The following is a 22,864-nucleotide window of genomic DNA, read 5'->3' as shown; positions in this document are numbered from 1 at the left end:
ATGGCAACAAAAAGACAGGGTGCTTTATACACCCTGCCAGATTGCTTTTCTTATGATCGCTTTTTCTTCGGAACGACATGGACAGCCCCGCCTTCCAGTTCTTCCAGTGCCTCTCCGATTCCTTCATTATAGGTAGGATGGGCTCTCATTCCCTTTAAGAGCTGAGATATTGTCATCCGATTGGTTATGGCCGTCACGAATTCTCCAATCATGTCCGTTGCCCGCGCACACATCATCTGTGCTCCCAGTATGGTCTTTGTCTCCTTATCCGCCACCACTTTGATAAATCCACGCTCTTCTTTTGTGATCAGCGACTTCCCGTTGGCACTCATAATGAATTTGCCGGTTTCCACCTGAATCCCTTTTTCCTTTGCTTCCTCTTCTGTTATTCCGGCCGATGCTATTTCCGGATCTGTGTAGACGCACCCCGGAACAATTCTCAGATCCACCGACCGCTCCCGGCCTGCCAGATGTTCCGCCACGGCAATGCCCTGGGCACTCGCTGCATGAGCCAGCTGGGCTCCGCCGATCAGGTCACCGATGGCATATACATGCGGAATGCTTGTCTGAAAATCCGCATCCACAGTGATGCGCCCGCGCTCCATCTCAGGCGCCGCGCCCTCCGCAAAAAGGCCGTCCATATTGGCACATCTGCCCACCGCACAGAGCACACAGTCTCCTTTTGCCTCCTGCTCTTTTTCCTTTTCCACATACCGGCACCGGTATTCGTCTCCATCCTGTTCCACTGCCTGTACCGACGCGGATGTATGGATCTCGATTCCTCTCTTTTTCAGGATCATCTTCAGATTCTGGGAAATTTCTTTGTCCATATTCGGAACGATTCTCGGCATCGCCTCCAGAATCGTCGCCCGGCTTCCCAGGGCCGCATAGACAGTGGCAAATTCCACACTGATGACACCGCCTCCGATAATCACCATGCTCTGCGGCGGTTCTTCCATCCGGAACAGCTCATCACTCGTGATGACTCCAGGCAGCTCTATTCCCGGAATCGGAATCTTAAGCGGTTTTGATCCGGACGCCAGAAGCACGTTCGATGCCTTGTATCTCTGTTCTCCATCCCCCGATGAGACAAGGACTTCCTTCTCTTCTCCATTTTCAGGAAGCAGGGTGCCGGTCCCTTTCACCACCGTCACGCCATTTGCCTTTAAAAGCTGTTCAATTCCCTGAACAAGCTGCTGTGTCGTCTCTTCCTTATATGCCAGGATTTTCCCGTAATCACAGGTGACATCAGAGGCGCAGATTCCAAATTCCGCGCAGTGCTGCATCTCCCTGTACAGAGAGGATGCATGAATCATGGCCTTTGCCGGAATACAGCCCCGGTTCAGGCAGGTACCTCCGATATCCCTGTTCTCGACAACCGCCGTGCGAAGCCCCAGTTTCGCGGCTTTGATGGCAGCCACATAGCCGCCCGGCCCTGCGCCGATTACAATCAGATCAAATTGTCCTTCCATCTACCATTCCTCTTCTTTCATCCATTCTATCAGATCTTTCAGCATCTTCTCTTCTTCCGGATCTTCTGACCAGTACAGACCCAGTTCGATACAGATGCTTCTGCTGGAAAACCGTACTCCGTTCAGATAGTTCGGAAGAGCTTCAATCACCCCGGTTTTGAGGGCATCCGAATAGACTGCCGCATCCTTGATCTTCCCGTTTTCCACCTGAAACCGGATGGTCACCTCGCCCCATGGGAATTTCCTCGTGATTTCATGCTGAAAAGGGATCTTTCTTCCATAGAGCCATTCCCAGGATCTGAAATATTCCGCCCTGCTTTCTATTTCCTTTTTCTCCCGGTCATCCAGCTTCCGTTCCTGTACCGGAAGGCCATACACCTCTCCAAAGGCCTGGCGGAGAGCGTACTTCAGATCATCAATGGTCAGATCCGGAAGATACGTTCTCAGATTCGCCACTCTGGACCGTACTGAATCCACTCCTTTGGATTTCAGTTTCTCCCTGGAGACGGTCAGATAGCTTCCCAGTTTTTCCTTGTCCACATCCAGCATGATCGTTCCATGGTGATAGCAGTGGTCTCCATGGCGGTAAAATGCGTTCCCGGAAAATTTCTTCCCGTCAATCAAAAGATCATTCCGGCCGGACGCCTCAATGTGCAGTCCCAGATGTTCCAGCGCCCCGGCAATGACCGAAAGCTGCCGTTTGACATCATAATATTCTCCGGAAACCAGAAAGGTAAAATTCAAATTTCCCAGATCATGATATACCGCTCCTCCTCCGGAAAGCCGTCTTGCCAGATGGCCTCCGTCCCTCTCCAGCTGTTCTGTTCTGCATTCTTTCCATGCGTTCTGGTTTTTCCCGATCACCACGGTCTTTTCGTTCTGCCAGAGGTAGAGAATGCACTCCTTCTCCTTACATCCAAAGAGAAGAAACTCCTCCAGCGCAAGATTTCTGTACGGATCGGTTCCATGACTTTCTATATATGTAAGTGTTTCCAACATGTCGCTTCACCCTATTCATCAAAATGCCAGCGCAGCACCGGATGTCTGGCTGCCTCCACTTCATCCAGCCGTGTAACCGGTGTGGTAACCGGGGCACGATGCAGTTGATCCGGATATTCCAGTGCCTGACGATACAGATTATGGAAGACCTCCAGCGCTTCATCCAGCGTTTCGCGTGATTCTGTCTCTGTCGGTTCGATCATCAATGCCTCGTCGACAATCAGCGGAAAATACATGGTCGGCGGATGAATGCCATTGTCAAGCAGTCCTTTGGCGATATCCATGGCGGAAATACCCGTCTTCTTTTTCAGATCGGCAAGGCTGATGACAAACTCATGCATGCAGCTCTTTCCGTATGCCGCCGGGAAGATATCCTTTAACCCGTTCATCATATAATTGGCGTTTAATACTGCATTCCTGCCTGCTTCCGGGATGCCTTCTTTTCCAAGTGTCATCAGGTAGGAAAGGGCCCGCACCACGACGAGGAAGTTGCCGTAAAAGCTTTTCATTTCCCCGATGCTGTGTTCCGGTTTCTTCATATAATAATGCTCGTCTTTTTCCACAAGAACGGAAGGAAGGAACTCTGCGAGCAGTTCTTTACATCCTACCGGTCCGCTTCCCGGCCCTCCGCCTCCATGCGGGGTGGAAAAAGTTTTGTGAAGATTCAGATGGACAACATCAAATCCCATGTCTCCCGGACGGACCGTTCCCATTACCGCGTTCAGATTCGCCCCGTCATAGTAGCAGAGTCCGCCGCATTCATGGATGATTTCCGTAATCTCCAGGATGTGTTTTTCAAAAATTCCAAGAGTATTCGGATTCGTCAGCATGATTCCTGCGGTCTCTTCGTCCGCCGCTTCTTTCAGCTTTTCCAGGTCCACGCAGCCATCCGCGTCTGACGGAACACTGACCACTTTATAGCCTGCCATCACCGCGCTGGCCGGGTTGGTTCCGTGTGCGGAATCCGGCACCAGAATCTTCGTTCTCCTGGTATCTCCCCTGCTTTCGTGGTAGGCCCGGATCAGGAGAAGTCCCGTAAACTCGCCGTGGGCTCCTGCCGCCGGCTGGAATACCATCCGGTCCATACCGGTAATGGCGCAGAGATATTTCTCCGCCTTATGAAGTACTTCCAGGCATCCCTGTACGGTATGTTCCGGCTGAAGCGGGTGAATCCCGGTAAATCCCGGAAGTGCCGCTGCCGCCTCGTTGATCTTCGGGTTATATTTCATCGTACAGGAACCAAGCGGATAAAATCCATCGTTGACTCCGTGGGACTTTCTCGCCAGTTCACTGTAATGTCTGCTCAGATCCCCCTCTGCGATTTCCGGAAGATGGAGGGCTTTCTGTCTCTGGTCTTCCTGCGGAAGCCTGGTCTCTTCCACATCGCACGCAGGAAGCATGCTGCATCTGCGTCCCGGTCTGCTTTTTTCAAAAATTAACATCCCTGCACCTCCTTCAGAATCCGGATGACCTCATCCATTTCTTCTTTTGTATTCATCTCCGTACAGCACCAGAGAATCCGGTGCTCATCCAGCGGATATCCTCCCAGAATTCCATGTTCCTCCAAAGCCTTCAAGGTCTCCCCTGCCGGCACCTTGGATTCCGTCACAAATTCATGGAAAAAATTCCCCTGATTTTTCGTGCGGTATCCGATTTTCTCCAGCTCTCCTGCCAGATAGTGTGCCTTGGAGACACACTGCACCGCCGCCTCTTTCAGTCCGTCCGGTCCCATGGACGCCAGGTATACCGTCACCGCCAGTGCACAGAGCGCCTGGTTGGAACAGATATTGCTGGACGCTTTCTCTCTCCGGATATGCTGTTCTCTTGCCTGAAGTGTCAGCACATAACCGGTCTTTCCGTTTTTGTCTTTTGTCTGTCCGACAATTCTGCCAGGCAGCTTCCGCATCATCTTGTCCGTACATGCCATAAAACCAAGGTACGGTCCTCCAAATGCCAGTGGAAGCCCCATCGGCTGTCCTTCTCCGACCGCCACATCCGCTCCGTATTCAGCCGGTGTTTTTAAAATGCCAAGAGAAACCGGATTGACTCCCATCACATATTTTGCCCCGCCTTCATGGGCAATCTGTCCAATTTCTTCTGCATCCTCCAGATTTCCGTAATAATTGGGATGCTGTATGTAAACACACGCCGTTTGTGCATCAATTTGTTCTCTGAGAATCTCTTTGTCCGTACGCCCGTCCTTTTCCGGAATCAGCTCCACCTGCATTCCATTTCCGTGGCAGTAGGTCTGCACCGTCCGGATCACATACGGGGAGGACGTCTGTGAAATCAGGACTTTCTGCCGTTTTCGTTCCCGGCACATGGAAACTCCTTCTGCGGCTGCAGAAGCGCCGTCATAGACTGACGCATTGGACGCATCCATCCCGGTCAGATCACAGATCATTGTCTGATATTCAAAGATGGACTGCAGAATTCCCTGGCTGATTTCCGCCTGATACGGGGTATAGGCCGTCGCAAAATTTTCCTTGGATGTGATGCTTGTGACAGCTGCCGGGATATAGTGCCGGTACACTCCGGCACCCCGGAAAATGGTAGGAAAGATCCTGTTCTTTCCGGCCATTTTCTCCATTTCTCTTCTGACATACAGTTCCGGCATGCCTGCCGGGATCTCAAGCTCCCCTTTCAGTCTGACTTCATCTGGAATGTCCGCAAAGAGCTCATTCATGTCAGAATATCCGGCCGCCTGCAGCATTTCCTGTCTTTCTTTCTCTGTATTCGGTACATAGCCGCCCATCCGAACTCACCGCCTCTCTGTTATTCTTTCTCGCTCTCTACAAACGCCTCATACTCCGCTCCTGAGAGCAGCTCTTCTTTTTCTGTGATGTCTTTCACTTTGATAAACCACGCATCATACGGAGCCTCATTGATATATTCCGGCTCATCCAGCAGTCTTTCGTTGATTTCACATACCACACCGGATACCGGAGAGTACACATCAGATACCGCTTTGACGGATTCCACATCGCCAAATGCCTCTCCTACCGTCACCTCATCCCCCTCTTCCGGAAGATTGACAAACACCAGATCTCCAAGCTCTGACTGGGCGTAGTCCGTCAGCCCGATCACTGCAACTCCGTCTTCCTCTTTTACCCACTCATGTGATTTTACATACTTTAATTCTTCTCTGATTTCCATATCCGTTTCTCCTTTTCTGATTTTTATTTCTGTCTTTTATAAAATGGAAGATCTACAACTTCCGCCTCCACGCTTCGTCCGCGCACGTCAACCTCCACCTTGTCTCCTGTCCTGACCGCTCCTGCCTTCACAAGCGCCATGGCGATCGGATATCCAAGGTACGGGCAGTGTGTGCCGGATGTCGTCGTTCCAATCTCTGTGCCTTCCAGCGAAACCTTCTGCTCTTCCCGGATAATGCCCCGCCCGGTCACTTTCAGTCCGATCCGTTCTCTCTTTGGCTCTCCTGCTTCTTCCAGCGCCTTCTTCCCGATAAAATTTTCTTTTGCCATTTTTACGGCAAACTGAAGTCCCGCTTCCAGAGGAGTCACTTCTTCGTTCATCTCGTGTCCGTAGAGCGGCATTGCAGCTTCCATCCGCAGGGTATCTCTTGCTCCCAGTCCGCACGGGATCAGTCCTTCCTCTTTTCCTGCTTCCAGAAGCGCATTCCACATCTGCGGCGCATATTCTGCCGCCAGATACAGCTCCACGCCGTCCTCACCTGTATAGCCGGTCCTGGAAACGATACAAGGGATTTCTGCCACCCTGCCATCAAACACTGCGTGATAATATTTCTCCGGAATACTCTCTTCGTCCGTCAGTTTTCTTAAAATCTCAAGGGCTTTCGGTCCCTGGAGGGCAAGCTGCGCATACTGGTCGGAAACGTCCGTAAATGCCACGTTTCCAAACTGGTGATCCAGCATCCACTGGTAGTCCTTCTCCTTGTTTGCCGCATTGACAACGATCAGGTATTCTTCCTCGAATTTCCGGTAGACAATCAGATCATCCACCGTGCCTCCGTGTTCGTTGCACATCGGGCTGTACTTGGCCTGGCCGTCCTTGATCTTCGTATAATCATTGGTGAGAAGCATCTGAAGATTTGCCTTCGCATCTTCTCCCGTGCAGAGAATCTCTCCCATATGGGAAACATCAAAGAGCCCTGCCCGGGTGCGCACCGCCATGTGTTCCTTGATCACTCCTGTCGGATACTGCACCGGAAGAGAATAACCTGCAAACGGAACCATCTTTCCTCCGGCCTTTATATGTTCTTCATAAAGTGGTGTTTTTAATTCCATCTCCCGTGTCCTCCTTATTCATACAATGGATGTCTGCCGCAGATTTCATTGACTGTGCTGCGGATCTCGTCTGCCTTTGTATCAAAGTCTGTTGCCGCCATCTTGATCAGCTTTGCAATCGTTCTCATCTCGTCTTCTTTAAGCCCACGTGTTGTCACAGCCGGCGTTCCGATCCGGATGCCGCTTGTCACAAACGGACTTGCCGGGTCATTTGGCACCGCGTTTTTATTGACTGTGATATAAACCTCGTCCAGACGGCGCTGCAGTTCTTTTCCGGTAATGTTCATATTCTGGAGATCGACCAGCATCAGATGGTTGTCCGTTCCGCCGCTGACCAGGTCAAAGCCTTCTTCCTTCAGTGCTTCAGCCAGTGCTTTTGCGTTCTTTAAAATCTGTTCCTGATAGGTCTTGAATTCCGGTTTTAACGCTTCCCCAAAGCAGACTGCCTTCGCGGCGATGATATGCATCAAAGGCCCACCCTGGGTTCCTGGAAATACCGCCTTGTTGATGGCCTTTGCGTGTTCTTCCTTGCACATGATCATGCCGCCTCTTGGTCCCCGCAGCGTCTTGTGGGTGGTCGTTGTCACCACATCTGCATAAGGAACCGGGCTCTGATGGAGTCCGGCCGCAACCAGTCCGGCAATATGCGCCATATCCACAAACAAAACGGCGCCCACTTCTTTCGCAATCTCCGCAAACCGGTCAAACCGGATCTCTCTTGGATATGCAGACGCCCCTGCAACAATCATCTTCGGTTTGCATTCCAGTGCTGTCTTTCGGATTTCATCGTAGTCCAGAAATCCTTCTTCATTGATGCTGTATGGTACAAAATGATAAAGAATTCCGGACATATTCACCGGTGAGCCGTGGGTCAGGTGTCCGCCATGGTCCAGATTGAGTCCCATCACCGTATCTCCCGGCTTCAGAAAGGCCTGATAAACCGCAATATTGGCGCTTGCCCCCGAATGCGGCTGTACACAGGCATGTTCGCATCCAAACAGCTGTTTTGCACGCTCGATTGCCAGATTTTCAATCACATCTACATATTCACAGCCTCCGTAATACCGTTTCCCCGGATATCCTTCCGCATACTTGTTTGTCGGGACCGTCCCCATCGCAAGCATCACCGCCGGGCTTACTATATTTTCCGATGCGATCAGCTCCAGATTTCTTCTCTGCCTTCCAAGTTCCTGTTCCAGAGCCCCGCCGACTTCCGGATCGTACTCTTTGATGTAGTTCGTAACATCTCCTACCATACTCATACGTATTTCCTCCTCAAATCAATATTCTTGCTTTTTCTGTCGATACGGATTCCGGCCGAAAATCCGGGGCAACAAAAAAAGCAGATCAAGTAACTTCTCCATCATGAGAAGTCCTTTCATCTGCCTCTGTCCTTTTACCTGAAAGATTATCCAGCAGTGCTGTGCTGCACGCCAGATTACTTCTTCGGTACAATCATATTGTTCTCCAGAGTGTTGTCCGAACCTGTTCCTTTTGCCTGAGAGTTTCTTGCATGCCCCTTCGGCTCCGGCTATCATTCCCGCGCCGCACACTGCGCTATAGTGGTATCTCACAGGTTCATCATTCAACTTTAAAGTTATTATAAAATTCACTTACTCCAGAGTCAAGTGTTAAATAGTAAACTTGTCAGTTAATATTTTGACAGTTATTTTGTAGACAATTTCTTCTTGTTTATCGTTTTTCTTTATACATTTTCCTTCTTAACCAAGCACCAGACACCAGAGCGGGAGTGTCAGAAGCGACAGCAGCGTACTGAGGAAAATCATCCCCGTCGCATACCGCTCATCCCCATGGTATTTGGAAGAAAGAAGTGCTGTTGTGACAGGCGCCGGCATTCCGGCCATGATTACGGTAATCCCCCGCAGCACCGGATCCACCGGAAGAAAGGCTGTCAGAGCAAAGACGACCGCCGGGATCAATACAAGGCGGACTGCCGCATAAAATACCATGGTACGGTCAATCAGTCCTCTTGGATCCATCTCCGCAAGCATCATTCCGATCAGCATCATACTCATGGGTGTATTGGCGCTGCTCAATCCCTCCACCGCCCGGGTAAAGAAGTCCGGCCAGGATACCGGAAGAAACATGACGATCAGCCCCAGATAAATCGAAACAATGCACGGATGGGTGACTACCTTTTTCAGCACGTTCTTTTTCTGACCCGGCAGAAAGCAGGAGACGCCCACCGACCACATGACCACCCGGACCGGGAGCATGAAGACTGACGCATACAAAAGCCCGGACGTCCCGTAAATACTTTCAATTACCGGATTTCCCAGAAAGCCGCCGTTAGAAACAATCGTCCCGTACCGGAGCGGCTTTCTCTTTTCCTCATCTGTTTTTTTGTACAACAGAAACGCTGACGCCACAGATATCATATTATACAGCACGGATAACAGCACCGTCATGACAACCGGCTTCCAGACATCATGATGGGGCTGTACAAGAAACGCATGAAAAATGTTAAACGGCAGCAGCACATACAGACACAGATCCACCATGTTCAACCTTCCTGTCGTGCCTACTATTCCTCTTTTTCTTACGATAAATCCAACGATCACAAAGAAGAACATCATCCCCTGCATCGTCAGCATATTTTCAAATACCATCTGCCTGCTCCTACAATCCGATCCGGTCCGCAATACCGCGCATTGCTTCCAGTGCAATGTCGATAAATTCGTCAAAATCCATGCCCGTAAATTCAATCGCTTCCATATAGTCGCGGTTGGCACCGGCTGCAAACCGAAGCTCACGGAAACGTTTGAGCACAGATTTATGTTTGACGCTTGCAATCTTTTTATCCGGATAGATCTGAGCAATGGCTTTCAAAAAACCACTCATCGGATCGGATGCAAGAATCGCATACTGAAGTTTTGTTTTTGCTTTCACGCCGCTTTCCGGATTGTGGGCACAAATGGCGTCAAACAGCACCGGATCATCAATTCCTTCTTTTTTCAGGATTTCCACCGATGTCGGTCCGTGGGTCTCCGGGTGCTCCTTCCACTCGCAGTGTTCCTCATCCAGATCATGAAGGAGCCCCACTACGCCCCAGTATTCCACTTCTTCAGGAGCAAGCTTTTCTGCGACTCCCCGCATGATCGCCTCCACTGCATAAGAATGCTCCAGATAGCGTTCTCCTTCCATGTATTTATGTAAAATCTCGTATGCCTGATCACGTGTAACCGCCATTGTTCTTTCCTCCTGAATCTATTCTTTGAATTATGTTACTGTGCCAGTGTTCCCATCGGATCCCACGGATTCAGATGAACCGGTTCCCCGGCCGCTTCCTCAAGCTGCTCTTTTGTCAAATATTTTTTATTGATCACTGCCTGGTATACATACCGGTCAAACCAGTCCGCACTCATCAGATAGTATCCTTTTTCCCCGTGCTCATCACTCCAGCTGTTCTGGATTTTCCATTTCCGTGCATTGCCTTCTTCGTCCAGATCTACGCCGGTAATCACCATCGCATGGTTCATTGCGCTTTCCCGGTAGTCCAGTCCGGCACCTTTTTCCATATCAAACTGCATGCCGTAGGTACCTTCAAAATCATAGCACTCCGTGCACCAGAGTCCCCTGTCGCGTTCTCCGTATTTGCCGACATCACTTCCGAACCAAACGACCTCGCCGTCAGAAAGCTGACGGATAATCAGGCTTTTCAGCGTGTCCATCGGCAGATTGTAGTAACGCACCGGCGCACCTTCTGCGACATTTCCAAGATAGTCAACGGTGTAGCTCTTTCCAAACGGTTTATCTTCGGTAGGTGAATTGATGATGCTGACATAATCTTCACGAAGCTTCAGTCCCACATATTCTTCATAGAATGATTTTGGTGTCAGGTCACGTACTACATGGTATTTCTTATCCTTATCCACATATTCAAAGTCAAATTTCTTCGGCGGATTTCCGAAGCACATGCACAGGAAACTGTAAATCTCAGACATCATCGCTTTCTTTTCTCCCTGCACGTCTCCTCCGCTTCTGACTGTCTCACGAAGTTTTTCCGCACACAGGCGCAGTCTGGAATTCAGAAGCGCATTCATATCTCTCGTATTGCTGCTCTGGTAGGTTTCCTCCATGGCACTCTTCGGAACCACTCCGTACTTTTCCACGAGATTGACAAACATATCCCACTGGCCTCCATCGCCGACGCCTTCTGAAAGAATGTGGCACACGGTACGGTCGTCCACCGAGCGGTCCGCCAGATCAATGATGCTCTCCAGCATATAATTGGCTTTCTCAAACTTGTCCCAGAATGCTGTGTAGTTCTGGGAAAGTTCAAATTTGTCCAGATTGCATTTCTTTGCCGTCACTTCACGGAGCACATTCAGCGCAGAGAAAATCCAGCAGCGTCCGCTGGCTTTCTGATTCGTCACCGGAAGCGTCGGAATATCAATGGAGAATGCATACTGGGAGGATGCAAGCCCTGCATGGCAAAACGCCGCATCCTTTACCGAATGCTTGTAAAGCGCATTCGTCATCGCACGGCAGAGCGCACTGCCTGCATACTTTTCCTCAAACCCGGAGAGATCATCTGCTGTCAATCCTTGAAACTGATTCATTTTTCATCATCCTTTCCCTTTATCTTTTGTCTCTGCCCTATAGTATAGCATGAATTTGAAAACGGCGAAATACCCGATACTTGCTTTACATGGTCAAAATATAAGCGCCCTGCGGGATTTTCCGCAGGGCGCTATGCTTTACCTGAGTAAACTATTCTACAGATCGTTCTTATTCTTCTGTTTCTGTCTCCTGGCTTTCCTCTTCGGATGCTTCTTCGGAAACTTCCTCTGCCGTCTCTTCAGCTGTTTCCGCTTCCGGTTCTTCTGTCAGATCCAGATCTGCACCAAGAATCTCTGTATCCTCCTCAGCTGCTTCGGATTCTGCTTTCTCGTCTTCTTTTGCATTTTCCTTTTCTTCAGCTTCTCTGCGGAGGCGTGCCTCTTCTTCTTTCTGAGCTTCGATCATCGCATCTGTATTCAGCTTGATATTGCGGTATTTGCTCATACCGGTACCAACCGGAATCAGTTTACCGATGATAACGTTCTCTTTCAGACCGATCAGCGGATCGACTTTTCCTTTGATGGCTGCTTCTGTGAGGACTTTTGTTGTCTCCTGGAAGGAAGCTGCGGACAGGAAGGAGTTTGTAGCAAGTGCCGCCTTGGTAATACCAAGCATGATCTGCTCTCCTGTTGCCGGCTCTTTACCTTCAGCCACGAGTTCTTTATTTCTGTCTTCGAACTCAAGGGCGTCTACCATAGTGCCCGGAAGGAATTCGGAATCTCCGTTCTCCTCGATACGGACTTTCTTCAGCATCTGACGCACAATGACTTCGATGTGCTTATCGTTGATATCTACACCCTGGAGACGGTATACTCTCTGCACTTCCTGGATCATGTAATCCTGTACAGCACGCAGACCTTTGATTCTCAGGATATCGTGCGGGTTGACACTACCTTCTGTAAGCTCGTCTCCGGCTTCCAGTTCCACGCCGTCCTGAATCTTGATTCTGGAACCGTACGGAATGAGGTATGCCTTGGATTCCCCTGTCTCATTGTTGGTAACGATGATCTCACGTTTCTTCTTTGTATCGTTGATCGTTGCTTTTCCGGCGAACTCTGTAATGATTGCAAGTCCCTTCGGCTTTCTTGCCTCGAAAAGCTCTTCGACACGAGGAAGACCCTGTGTGATATCGTCACCGGCAACACCACCTGTATGGAAGGTACGCATGGTAAGCTGTGTACCAGGCTCACCGATGGACTGGGCAGCGATGATTCCGACTGCCTCGCCGACCTGTACCGGCTCTCCTGTTGCCATGTTGGCACCGTAACATTTTGCGCAGACACCCAGATGGGATTTACATGTCAGGATGGTACGGATCTTCACCTTTTTGATCTCGTTGCCGTTTTCATCCACACCTTTTGTTACGATCGCAGCCGCACGTTTCGGCGTAATCATGTGATTTGCTTTGACAATCACATTGCCTTCTCTGTCGCAGATCGTCTCGCAGGAATAACGTCCTGTGATACGCTCCTGAAGGCTTTCAATCTCTTCATTTCCGTCCGTAAATGCCTTGACATACATTCCCGGGATTTCTTCTCCCTTCTCCACGCAGTCTACTTCGCGGATAGAAAGTTCCTGAGAAACGTCTACAAGACGTCTAGTCAGGTAACCGGAATCGGCTGTACGAAGCGCCGTATCGGACAGACCTTTACGTGCTCCGTGGGCGGACATGAAGTATTCCAGTACGTCCAGACCTTCACGGAAGTTGGACTTGATCGGCAGCTCGATCGTACGTCCGGTCGTATCTGCCATCAGACCACGCATACCGGCAAGCTGTTTGATCTGCTTGTCAGAACCACGGGCTCCGGAATCCGCCATCATGAAGATATTGTTGTATTTATCCAGACCGGAAAGCAGTGCCTCTGTCAGGGCATCGTCAGTTGCCTTCCATGTCTCAACGACTTCTTTGTAACGCTCCTCCTCTGTGATGAGACCACGTTTGAAGTTTCTTGTGATCTTATCTACCGTATCCTGTGCCTGCTGGATCATCTGCGGCTTCTGCGGCGGAACGGTCATATCGGAGATGGATACTGTCATAGCAGCTCTCGTAGAGAACTTGTATCCGATGGATTTTACGTTATCAAGTACTTCTGCTGTTGCAGATGCACCATGTGTATTGATAACCTTTTCCAGGATCTTCTTTAACTGCTTCTTGCCGACATGGAAATCGACTTCCAGAAGAAGCTCATTTCCTTCTACGGTTCTATCCACGAATCCGAGATCCTGCGGAATGATTTCGTTGAAGAGGAACCGTCCCAGTGTGGACTCTACTGTTCCCGACTTCACAGTTCCGTCCGGCATTGTCTTGGAGACACGTACCTTGATCCGTGAGTGCAGTGTGATTACCTGGTTTTCGTAGGCAAGGATTGCTTCGTTTACGCTCTTGAAGAACTTGCCTTCACCTTTCACACCTGGTCTTTCCTGTGTCAGGTAGTAGATACCAAGTACCATATCCTGTGAAGGAACGGCTACCGGGCCACCGTCTGAAGGTTTCAGAAGGTTGTTCGGTGAAAGGAGAAGGAAACGGCACTCTGCCTGTGCTTCTACGGAAAGCGGAAGATGAACCGCCATCTGGTCACCGTCGAAGTCGGCGTTGAACGCTGTACATACGAGCGGGTGAAGCTTGATTGCCTTACCTTCTACAAGAATCGGCTCGAATGCCTGGATACCAAGTCTGTGCAGTGTAGGGGCACGGTTCAGCATAACCGGATGCTCTTTAATGACATCTTCCAGGACATCCCAGACTTCTGTCTGAAGTCTTTCCACCATTTTCTTTGCGTTTTTGATATTGTGTGCTGTACCGTTTGCAACAAGCTCTTTCATTACGAACGGTTTGAACAGCTCGATTGCCATTTCTTTCGGCAGACCGCACTGATAGATCTTCAGTTCCGGTCCTACTACGATAACGGAACGTCCGGAATAGTCAACACGTTTTCCGAGCAGGTTCTGACGGAAACGTCCGGACTTTCCTTTTAACATATCGGAAAGAGATTTCAGGGCACGGTTTCCCGGTCCTGTAACCGGACGGCCGCGGCGGCCGTTGTCGATCAGGGCGTCAACTGCTTCCTGAAGCATTCTCTTTTCGTTTCTTACGATGATATCCGGGGCTCCAAGCTCCAGAAGTCTTCTCAGACGGTTGTTACGGTTGATGATTCTTCTGTAAAGGTCATTTAAGTCAGATGTTGCAAAACGTCCTCCATCAAGCTGAACCATCGGACGCAGATCCGGCGGAATAACCGGGATGACCGTCATGATCATCCACTCCGGTTTGTTTCCGGATTCACGGAACGCTTCCACAACTTCCAGACGTTTTACGATTCTTGCACGTTTCTGTCCGGTCGCTCCTTCGAGTCCGTCTCTTAACTCATGGTATTCCTTTTCCAGATCAATATTCTTTAACAGTTCCTGAATCGCTTCCGCGCCCATGCCGACACGGAATGCGCTTCCCCATTTTTCTCTTGCTTCCTGATATTCCTGTTCGGAGAGCACCTGTTTGTACTGTAAATCTGTCTCCCCTTTATCGAGTACAATGTAGGAAGCAAAGTACAGTACTTTCTCCAGTGTTCTCGGAGAAAGGTCGAGAATCAGTCCCATCCGGCTCGGGATTCCTTTAAAATACCAGATATGGGATACCGGAGCCGCCAGTGCGATATGTCCCATACGCTCACGGCGTACTGCAGATTTCGTAACCTCAACACCGCAGCGGTCACAGATCACACCTTTATAACGGATTTTCTTATATTTACCACAGTGACATTCCCAGTCCTTGCTTGGTCCGAAAATACGTTCGCAGAACAGCCCGTCGCGTTCCGGCTTTAAAGTTCTGTAGTTGATGGTCTCCGGCTTTGTTACCTCGCCTCTTGACCACTCCAGAATCTTTTCAGGTGATGCCAGCCCGATCTTGATCGCATCAAAGGTCATCGGCTGATACGTCGCTTCATTATTGTTTCCCGTCATTACGGCACCCCTTTCTATTCTTCATCTGACATTTCGTCAAAATCAATCGTAAAGTCTTCGTCGTTAAAATCCAGTTCTTCTTCATCCTGTCCTTCTTCGATGTCAACTAATTCTTCTCCCTGGAATTCCTGCTGTGAGAAACCATGCTCACCGTAGGACTCCCTGTCGTTGGAATACCTTCTGTCTCCTTCAATGATTGCATTTAAGTTCGTCTCACCGTAATCGGATGTCTCCATGATCTCAACTTCTGTATTGTCGTCTCTGAGCACACGTACATCCAGTCCGAGAGACTGAAGCTCTTTTAAAAGTACCTTGAAGGACTCCGGAATACCCGGCTCCGGAATGTTGTCTCCTTTGATGATGGCTTCGTATGTCTTCACACGGCCGATCACATCGTCGGATTTCACTGTCAGGATCTCCTGCAGGGTGTAGGACGCACCGTATGCCTCCAGTGCCCATACCTCCATCTCTCCGAAACGCTGTCCACCGAACTGTGCTTTACCACCGAGCGGCTGCTGTGTAACGAGGGAGTAAGGACCTGTGGAACGTGCATGGATCTTGTCATCAACAAGGTGGTGCAGTTTCAGGTAGTGCATGTGTCCGATCGTAACCGGGCTGTCGAAGTACTCACCTGTACGTCCGTCTCTCAGGCGTACTTTACCGTCTCTGGAAATCGGCACGCCTTTCCACAGCTTTCTGTGTTCCCTGTTGTCATAGAGATACTGCATTACTTCAGGAAGAAGCTCCTCTTTATGCTTTTCTTCAAACTCTTCCCAGGAAAGATTTACATAATCGTTCGCCAGGTCAAGTGTATCCATAATGTCATTTTCGTTTGCTCCGTCGAATACCGGAGTTGCCACATTAAATCCAAGTGCTTTTGCCGCAAGACTCAGGTGAATCTCAAGTACCTGTCCGATGTTCATACGGGAAGGCACACCAAGCGGGTTCAGCACGATATCAAGCGGACGTCCGTTTGGAAGGAACGGCATATCCTCTACCGGGAGTACACGGGAAACGACACCCTTGTTTCCGTGACGTCCGGCCATTTTATCTCCTACAGAGATCTTTCTCTTCTGGGCAATGTAAATGCGCACTGCCTGGTTTACACCCGGAGAAAGTTCGTCTCCGTTTTCTCTTGTGAATACTTTGGCATCTACGACAATACCATATTCACCATGCGGTACTTTCAGAGAAGTATCTCTGACTTCGCGGGCTTTCTCACCGAAGATCGCTCTTAACAGACGCTCTTCTGCTGTCAGCTCCGTCTCTCCTTTCGGAGTAACCTTTCCGACAAGGATATCGCCGGCACGTACTTCCGCACCGATACGGATGATTCCTCTTTCATCCAGGTCTTTAAGTGCATCATCACCGACACCCGGGATATCCCGTGTAATCTCTTCCGGTCCCAGCTTCGTGTCACGTGCTTCTGCCTCATATTCTTCTATATGAACGGATGTATATACATCATCCTGAACAAGGCGCTCGCTTAAGAGAACGGCATCCTCGTAGTTATATCCTTCCCATGTCATGAATCCGATCAGCGGGTTCTTACCAAGAGCCATCTCACCGTTGGATGTGGACGGTCCGTCTGCGATGACTTCTCCCTTCTCCACTCTGTCGCCCTTGAATACAATCGGTCTCTGGTTGTAGCAGTTGGACTGGTTGCTTCGTAAGAACTTGGTCAGCTTGTAAGTCTTCTTCACGCCGTCGTCCTGACGGATAATGATCTCTGTGGAAGCAGCTCTTTCTACAACGCCTGCTTCCTCTGCAACGACGCAGACACCGGAGTCTACCGCGGATTTCTCTTCCATACCTGTACCGACTACCGGAGCCTCTGTTGTCAGAAGCGGTACTGCCTGACGCTGCATGTTGGATCCCATCAGCGCACGGTTGGCATCATCGTTTTCCAGGAAAGGAATCAGCGCTGTAGCAACGGAGAATACCATCTTCGGAGACACGTCCATGTAGTCAAATTTGCTTCTCTCGTATTCCTGTGTCTCTTCACGGTAACGACCGGATACATTCTTTCTCACAAAATGTCCTTCTGCATCCAGCGGTTCGTTCGCCTGTGCTACGTGGTAGTTATCCTCTTCGTCTGCTGTCATGTAGACAACTTCGTCTGTTACGACCGGATTTTCCGGATCGCTCTTGTCGATCTTCCGGTACGGAGCCTCGACAAAACCATATTTATTGATTCTTGCGTAAGTTGCAAGAGAGTTGATCAGACCGATGTTCGGACCTTCAGGCGTCTCGATCGGGCACATTCTTCCGTAATGGGAATAGTGAACGTCTCGCACCTCGAATCCTGCACGGTCTCTGGAAAGACCTCCCGGTCCAAGTGCGGAAAGACGTCTCTTGTGTGTCAGCTCGCCAAGCGGATTGTTCTGATCCATGAACTGGGACAGCTGTGAGGAACCGAAGAACTCCTTCACCGCCGCGGTCACCGGTTTGATGTTGATCAGAGACTGTGGTGAGATACCTTCCAGATCCTGCGTTGTCATTCTTTCACGGACAACTCTTTCCAGACGGGAAAGTCCGATCCGGTACTGGTTCTGGAGAAGTTCTCCTACCGCACGGATACGTCTGTTGCCCAGATGGTCGATATCATCGTCATTTCCAAGGCCGTATTCCAGATGCATGTTGTAGTTGATGGACGCAAAAATGTCCTCCTTTGTGATATGCTTCGGAACAAGCTCATGGAGATTCTTTCTGACTGCTTCTTTGAGCTCTTCTGTATCACCTGCCGCTTCTTCCATCAGATCTGCAAGAACCGGGTAATACACAAGCTCGGAAACTCCTACTTCTTTTGGCTCAATGCCGGTCACCTCTTTGAGATCTACCGCCATATTGGAAAGGACTTTGATATCCCTGTCCTCACCCTCACGGCTGATCCATACAAACGGCACCGCATTGTTCTGAATCGTATCGGCAAGCTCCCTTGTCACTTCCGTTCCTGCTTCCGCCAGGATCTCGCCTGTCAATGGACTGAACACTTCTCTTGCGAGAACATGTCCTGTGATTCTGTTCTTAAGGAGTAATTTCTTATTAAATTTATAACGTCCTACTCTTGCAAGGTCATATCTTCTTGGATCGAAGAACATGCTTGTAATCAGGCTTTCCGCACTGTCTACTGCAAGCGGCTCGCCCGGACGGATCTTTTTGTAAAGTTCGAGGAGACCTTCCTGATAGTTTTCAGCAGTATCTTTGCCGAAACTTGCAAGAATCTTCGGCTCTTCGCCGAACATTTCGATGATCTCCGGATTGGTGCCCACGCCAAGCGCACGGATCAGCACGGTGATCGGCACCTTTCTTGTCCTGTCTACCCTTACATAGAAAACGTCATTAGAGTCTGTCTCATATTCCAGCCATGCACCACGGTTCGGAATCACGGTACAGGAATAGAGCTGCTTACCGATTTTATCATGTGCGATTCCGTAGTAAATGCCAGGCGAACGTACAAGCTGGCTTACGATGACACGTTCCGCACCATTGATGACAAAAGTACCTGTCTTCGTCATAATAGGCAGATCGCCCATAAAGATCTCGTGTTCGTTGATCTCATCCGTTTCCTTATTATAAAGCCTTACCCTTACTTTCAAAGGCGCTGCATAAGTCGCATCCCGCTCTTTGCATTCCTCGATCGTATACTTCACATCATCTTCGCATAATGTAAAATCGACAAATTCCAGGCTCAGCTGTCCGCTGTAATCCGTAATCGGCGAAATGTCGTCGAACACTTCTTTCAAGCCCTCGTCGAGGAACCACTGATAGGAATCTTTCTGAACCTCAATCAGATTTGGCATCTCAAGAACTTCTTTTTGTCTGGAATAGGTCATCCGGGAACTTCTTCCGCTTTTCATGGGACGAATTCTGTTTTTCTCCATTGACGTTTCACTCCTTGTATTATTATTCTCGTGAAAATCACCAGTTTTCATAGTTTATTGCGGGAATTTCAAGCATTTTCAGCTCTCTTCACAGCCCATCTTCCCACAATAGTGCATTTTATTGTATCACAAGCACATTCCACGTGTCAAGAAAAATTTTTATTTTTTCACCCCTTGTAATTCTCCATATATTATGCTATGTTGATAACAAGAATTGTTACTATTTTTTTAGAATTACAATTATTTGGAGGAAACAGATATGATAAATATTAGAAAAGCCGCTATCATCGGCTGCGGATTTGTCGGAGCTTCATCCGCATTCAGCCTGGTACACAAAGGATTATTTTCAGAGCTGGTTCTGATCGATGCCAACCATGCCAAAGCAGAAGGCGAAGCCATGGATTTGAGTCACGGCCGGCCGTTTACTTCCCCTATGAAAATTTACGCCGGAAGTTACGACGACATCAGCGACTGTTCGCTGATTATCATTACAGCGGGCGCCAACCAGAAACCCGGTGAGACAAGACTGGATCTCGTCCACAAGAATGTAGCTATTTTCAAATCCATCATTCCCGAAATCACAAAGAGAAATTTTGAAGGAATCCTGCTGATCGTGGCAAATCCGGTGGACATCCTCACCTACGCCGCCCTCAAAATTTCCGGCTACCCAAAAGAACGGGTCCTCGGAAGCGGCACCGTGCTTGATTCCGCCCGTTTCCGCTACCTCTTAAGCGAGCATCTCAATGTGGACAGCCGAAGCGTTCACGCCTATATTATCGGTGAACACGGCGACAGCGAGCTTGCCGTCTGGAGCAGCGCCAATGTCTCCGGTATCGGCATCAATGATTTCTGCGAGCTCCGCGGCCACTACGAGCATGATGAGGCCATGGACCGGATTTACCGGACCGTGCGGGACAGCGCTTACGAAATCATCGAGCGGAAAGGCGCCACCTACTACGGTGTTGCCATGGCGGTGAGCCGGATCGCGGAGAGCATTATCCGCAACGAGCATTCCGTGCTCCCGGTTTCCAGTCTGATGGAGGGAGAATACGGGCTCACGGATCTGTGCATCAGTGTTCCTACCATTGTCTCCGCAAAAGGCGCCGAACAGGTACTGGAAATCCCGCTGAGTCAGGAGGAAAAAGAAAAACTTCAGAAATCCGCTGCAGAATTAAAGAAGGTCCTTGACTCTGCCATTTGACAAATGCCTGCCAATACCTCTAAAATAGAAATGCTGCCAGATTTATGGCAGCATTTCTTAGAAGGAAGGCAGGAATTTTCATGAAACAATCTACGTTCTTCCGTGCACTGTTCTATATCATCGGTCTTCTGGTGCTCGCACTGGGTCTGACCTTGAACACCAAGACAGGGCTCGGAGTCTCACCTATTATCTCAGTCGCTTACAGCACGGCAGTCATCTCCGGACATAATTTCGGCAACATGACTCTTGCTCTCTATTCCCTCTTTGTGGTCATCGAACTTATTCTTCATCTCATAAGAGAACACCGCTATGTAGAAGAATCACACGGCGTACTGTCCCAGGCAGGAAAGCGTGACCGGAAGCTGATTTTCCTGATGGACATTCTCCAGATCCCTTTAAGCCTCATTTTTACGCGGTTTCTCAATGCATTCTCCGCTTTGATCCCGGCTCTTTACTCCGGTTCAGAAAGCAGTGCAGGAGAAATGGCATTTCGCGTCATCGTTCTGGTCATCGCAATCATTCTAACCGGGATCGGAGCCGCCATGTCCCTGAATATGCGCATCGTACCAAATCCAGGTGATGGAATTGTTCAGGCCATCGCAGATACGGCACACAAAAGCGTCGGCTTTACCAAAAACTGCTTCGATGTGCTCAATATTTCCATCACAATCACATTAAGCCTCACTTTCGCCGGGCATCTGATAGGCATCGGCGTCGGCACGATTCTTGCCATGATCGGAGTGGGACGCACGATTGCCGTCTTCAACCACTTTACATACGATAAAATGAAACAGCTGGCCGGCATCGAAAACTAAACAAGGCGAAACAAGTTTCTCAATACAAAAAATCCCCTCCGGGAATCCGCACACCAGCGGCGCGGTCATTTCCGAAGGGGATTTTTCACTTTCTTATATTATTCCCTGTCAGAATCTACAGGAACTCTTCTATTCCAGGGCTGATTTATACAAATCTTACTCCCTGTGAATATACGGTTTTTCCACCAAGGTATACCGTATTGACATTATAAACACAGGAGATGTCTTTGCTCAGATCTCCGTCTACTACAAGAATGTCTGCCAGCAGACCTTCTTTAATCATTCCAAGTTCATCTTCTCTTCCGAGAACTTTTGCAGGGTTTGCTGTTGATGTCTGAATCGCCTGTACCGGAGTGATTCCGTATTTTACCATCAGCTCCATTTCCTGAGCGATTGGAAGAACCGGAGCACCGTACATTACCATATCGCTTCCGGTGCAGACCGTCACACCTGTATCATAAAGCTCTTTAAAATGATCACGGTAGGCTTCATATGCCGGCTCATAGAACTGATAATCCCTCTGCTCTTTTGCGGCAACCGGATCATTGAATACATCCGCGTTTCCCTCCTCGATGTTCTTCTTGCACACTTCATATAAATATGTATAGGCAAAAATCGTCGGCGTCCACGCAATTCCCTTTTCTTTCATCTGCTGCGCCTGCTCTACTGTCAGGAATGTTCCGTGTTCAATCGTATCGAACCCGGCATCAATACACATCTGAATCGATGGATGAGTTCCCGCGTGAACAACACATTTGATTCCTCTTCTGTGGCACTCATCTGCCGCCGCATCTAATTCTTCCTGGGTGTACTCCGGAATATGGGAACGGTGGCTTGTAAGCAGTTTGATCCATTCCGCTCCATCTCTTCTCTGCTTTCTGATCTCTTTGCGGATTGCCCATGGTCCATCCACTTCAACAACTTCATCCCAGCAGTGTCCACCCGTCATACACATACCTTCTCCCACATGCGTGATACGGGGAATCGTGATAAATCCTTTCTCCTCCGCAAGTTTCAATGTCTTGCACACTCCGTGCGGAGAATAGCAGTCTCTGACACTTGTGATTCCTTTCGTAAATGCCGCCTGCGCATGCTGAAGTGCATACATCATAATCATCTGATCATTATAGTTGAAGCTGTCCGGCTGGCTGAACCAGTATCCCAGATGTGCATGCATATCGGTAAGTCCCGGCAAAATTGTTGCCTCCCCATAATCTTTGACTTCTTCCTCCGGATATTGGGCAGTCAATTCTTCCTTCTTCCCTACTTTTGCAATTTTGCCATCCTTTCCGATCAGCACTGCCGCCTTCTCAAGCACGGTGCTTCCGTCTCCGGTAATCAGATGTTCCGCTGTGATTATCATGTCTTTTTCCTCCTTGATCCCATACTGTCATATGATATTTCTCTTTCATCCCAAAGAGAAATCATCTCCATGCCATTTATTATAATGCACAATTAATCTTATTACAACTGGTGAAAAATATATATTTTGCACAATTTATTTCTGTTCACCCATGCTCAGAAAGGGAACATCTATCATTTGCAGGAAACGAAGCTTCCTGTTAAATAAAAAAGTGTCTTCGACACTTCAGCCCCCTAGCCCCCATTCATGGGGGAATTGGGGGTTTCTTTTTATGTGTTTTTCCTGCATAATAGACTTATGAATATATTACAAACCATTTTT

15 protein-coding genes and 1 riboswitch are annotated in these 22,864 nt (G+C 49.2%); of the genes, 2 read left to right on the top strand and 13 right to left on the bottom strand.

The window, feature by feature from the left end; genetic code table 11:
• Positions 1-50 precede the first annotated feature (50 nt).
• The 12 genes from lpdA to B5G11_RS10870 all read right to left on the bottom strand — a co-directional run bounded on the left by lpdA (position 51) and on the right by B5G11_RS10870 (position 19,164).
• Positions 51-1,472: a dihydrolipoyl dehydrogenase gene (gene lpdA / locus B5G11_RS10925; protein WP_087253561.1), complete on the bottom strand. Its 1,422-nt coding sequence runs from the start codon at positions 1,470-1,472 to the stop codon at positions 51-53.
• A complete protein-coding gene (locus B5G11_RS10920) occupies positions 1,473-2,468 on the bottom strand; it encodes a lipoate--protein ligase (protein ID WP_343215505.1) in 996 nt (331 codons plus the stop codon). It lies immediately after the preceding gene.
• A gap of 14 nt (positions 2,469-2,482) precedes the next feature.
• On the bottom strand, positions 2,483-3,913 hold the full coding sequence (gcvPB, locus tag B5G11_RS10915) for an aminomethyl-transferring glycine dehydrogenase subunit GcvPB (RefSeq protein WP_087253555.1): 1,431 nt from the start codon (positions 3,911-3,913) through the stop codon (positions 2,483-2,485).
• Positions 3,907-5,226 (bottom strand): aminomethyl-transferring glycine dehydrogenase subunit GcvPA, encoded by a 1,320-nt coding sequence (gene gcvPA, locus B5G11_RS10910; RefSeq protein ID WP_087253549.1) that lies wholly within the window; start codon positions 5,224-5,226, stop codon positions 3,907-3,909. Before gcvPA ends, gcvPB begins: the two co-directional genes overlap by 7 nt.
• 20 nt (positions 5,227-5,246) lie before the next feature.
• On the bottom strand, positions 5,247-5,627 hold the full coding sequence (gcvH, locus tag B5G11_RS10905; protein ID WP_087167035.1) for a glycine cleavage system protein GcvH: 381 nt from the start codon (positions 5,625-5,627) through the stop codon (positions 5,247-5,249).
• Between the two features lie 23 nt (positions 5,628-5,650).
• On the bottom strand, positions 5,651-6,739 hold the full coding sequence (gcvT, locus tag B5G11_RS10900; protein ID WP_087253546.1) for a glycine cleavage system aminomethyltransferase GcvT: 1,089 nt from the start codon (positions 6,737-6,739) through the stop codon (positions 5,651-5,653).
• A 14-nt stretch (positions 6,740-6,753) separates the two neighbouring features.
• Entirely contained in the window at positions 6,754-7,995 is a 1,242-nt protein-coding gene (gene glyA / locus B5G11_RS10895) for a serine hydroxymethyltransferase (RefSeq protein WP_087253760.1), read from the bottom strand.
• Between the two features lie 122 nt (positions 7,996-8,117).
• Positions 8,118-8,220: riboswitch (glycine riboswitch) on the bottom strand.
• A 240-nt stretch (positions 8,221-8,460) separates the two neighbouring features.
• Positions 8,461-9,369 carry an AEC family transporter gene (locus B5G11_RS10890; protein ID WP_087253544.1) on the bottom strand — a complete coding sequence of 303 codons (909 nt, stop codon included), beginning with the start codon at positions 9,367-9,369 and terminating at the stop codon, positions 8,461-8,463.
• A 10-nt stretch (positions 9,370-9,379) separates the two neighbouring features.
• Entirely contained in the window at positions 9,380-9,949 is a 570-nt protein-coding gene (locus B5G11_RS10885; protein ID WP_087253541.1) for an HD domain-containing protein, read from the bottom strand.
• 35 nt (positions 9,950-9,984) lie between these two features.
• A complete protein-coding gene (locus B5G11_RS10880; RefSeq protein ID WP_087253538.1) occupies positions 9,985-11,322 on the bottom strand; it encodes a C1 family peptidase in 1,338 nt (445 codons plus the stop codon).
• A gap of 169 nt (positions 11,323-11,491) precedes the next feature.
• On the bottom strand, positions 11,492-15,280 hold the full coding sequence (gene rpoC / locus B5G11_RS10875; protein ID WP_087253535.1) for a DNA-directed RNA polymerase subunit beta': 3,789 nt from the start codon (positions 15,278-15,280) through the stop codon (positions 11,492-11,494).
• A gap of 14 nt (positions 15,281-15,294) precedes the next feature.
• Complete coding sequence (locus B5G11_RS10870) at positions 15,295-19,164, bottom strand: DNA-directed RNA polymerase subunit beta (protein ID WP_087167029.1); 3,870 nt, start codon at positions 19,162-19,164, stop codon at positions 15,295-15,297.
• A gap of 259 nt (positions 19,165-19,423) precedes the next feature.
• Between B5G11_RS10870 and B5G11_RS10865 the strand changes: the two genes are divergently transcribed.
• Together B5G11_RS10865 and B5G11_RS10860 are read left to right on the top strand one after the other, a co-directional pair.
• The gene (locus B5G11_RS10865) at positions 19,424-20,365 is read left to right on the top strand and encodes an L-lactate dehydrogenase (RefSeq protein WP_087167028.1); all 942 of its coding nucleotides are present in this window, start codon (positions 19,424-19,426) and stop codon (positions 20,363-20,365) included.
• Positions 20,366-20,445: 80 nt separating this feature from the next.
• Positions 20,446-21,180: a DUF6198 family protein gene (locus B5G11_RS10860; protein ID WP_087253531.1), complete on the top strand. Its 735-nt coding sequence runs from the start codon at positions 20,446-20,448 to the stop codon at positions 21,178-21,180.
• 145 nt (positions 21,181-21,325) lie between these two features.
• On the opposite strand, the gene B5G11_RS10855 is transcribed toward B5G11_RS10860, so the two are convergent.
• The gene (locus B5G11_RS10855) at positions 21,326-22,543 is read right to left on the bottom strand and encodes an amidohydrolase family protein (protein WP_087167026.1); all 1,218 of its coding nucleotides are present in this window, start codon (positions 22,541-22,543) and stop codon (positions 21,326-21,328) included.
• Positions 22,544-22,864 lie beyond the last annotated feature (321 nt).

This window comes from Drancourtella sp. An57, from assembly GCF_002161525.1.
GTDB classification, from domain to species: Bacteria; Bacillota; Clostridia; order Lachnospirales; family Lachnospiraceae; genus Sellimonas; species Sellimonas catena.
Note: the sequence above shows the minus strand (reverse complement) of the source record. Positions and strands in the feature narration are given on the sequence as shown.

Coding starts and splice junctions, on each gene's coding strand:
- rpoC (WP_087253535.1), bottom strand. CDS start 15,280: ATGACGGGAAACAATAATGAAGCGACGTATCAGCCGATGACCTTTGAT.
- B5G11_RS10855 (WP_087167026.1), bottom strand. CDS start 22,543: ATGATAATCACAGCGGAACATCTGATTACCGGAGACGGAAGCACCGTG.
- lpdA (WP_087253561.1), bottom strand. CDS start 1,472: ATGGAAGGACAATTTGATCTGATTGTAATCGGCGCAGGGCCGGGCGGC.
- B5G11_RS10890 (WP_087253544.1), bottom strand. CDS start 9,369: ATGGTATTTGAAAATATGCTGACGATGCAGGGGATGATGTTCTTCTTT.
- B5G11_RS10880 (WP_087253538.1), bottom strand. CDS start 11,322: ATGAATCAGTTTCAAGGATTGACAGCAGATGATCTCTCCGGGTTTGAG.
- B5G11_RS10865 (WP_087167028.1), top strand. CDS start 19,424: ATGATAAATATTAGAAAAGCCGCTATCATCGGCTGCGGATTTGTCGGA.
- B5G11_RS10870 (WP_087167029.1), bottom strand. CDS start 19,164: ATGGAGAAAAACAGAATTCGTCCCATGAAAAGCGGAAGAAGTTCCCGG.
- B5G11_RS10860 (WP_087253531.1), top strand. CDS start 20,446: ATGAAACAATCTACGTTCTTCCGTGCACTGTTCTATATCATCGGTCTT.
- gcvH (WP_087167035.1), bottom strand. CDS start 5,627: ATGGAAATCAGAGAAGAATTAAAGTATGTAAAATCACATGAGTGGGTA.
- B5G11_RS10885 (WP_087253541.1), bottom strand. CDS start 9,949: ATGGCGGTTACACGTGATCAGGCATACGAGATTTTACATAAATACATG.
- gcvPB (WP_087253555.1), bottom strand. CDS start 3,913: ATGTTAATTTTTGAAAAAAGCAGACCGGGACGCAGATGCAGCATGCTT.
- glyA (WP_087253760.1), bottom strand. CDS start 7,995: ATGGTAGGAGATGTTACGAACTACATCAAAGAGTACGATCCGGAAGTC.
- gcvPA (WP_087253549.1), bottom strand. CDS start 5,226: ATGGGCGGCTATGTACCGAATACAGAGAAAGAAAGACAGGAAATGCTG.
- gcvT (WP_087253546.1), bottom strand. CDS start 6,739: ATGGAATTAAAAACACCACTTTATGAAGAACATATAAAGGCCGGAGGA.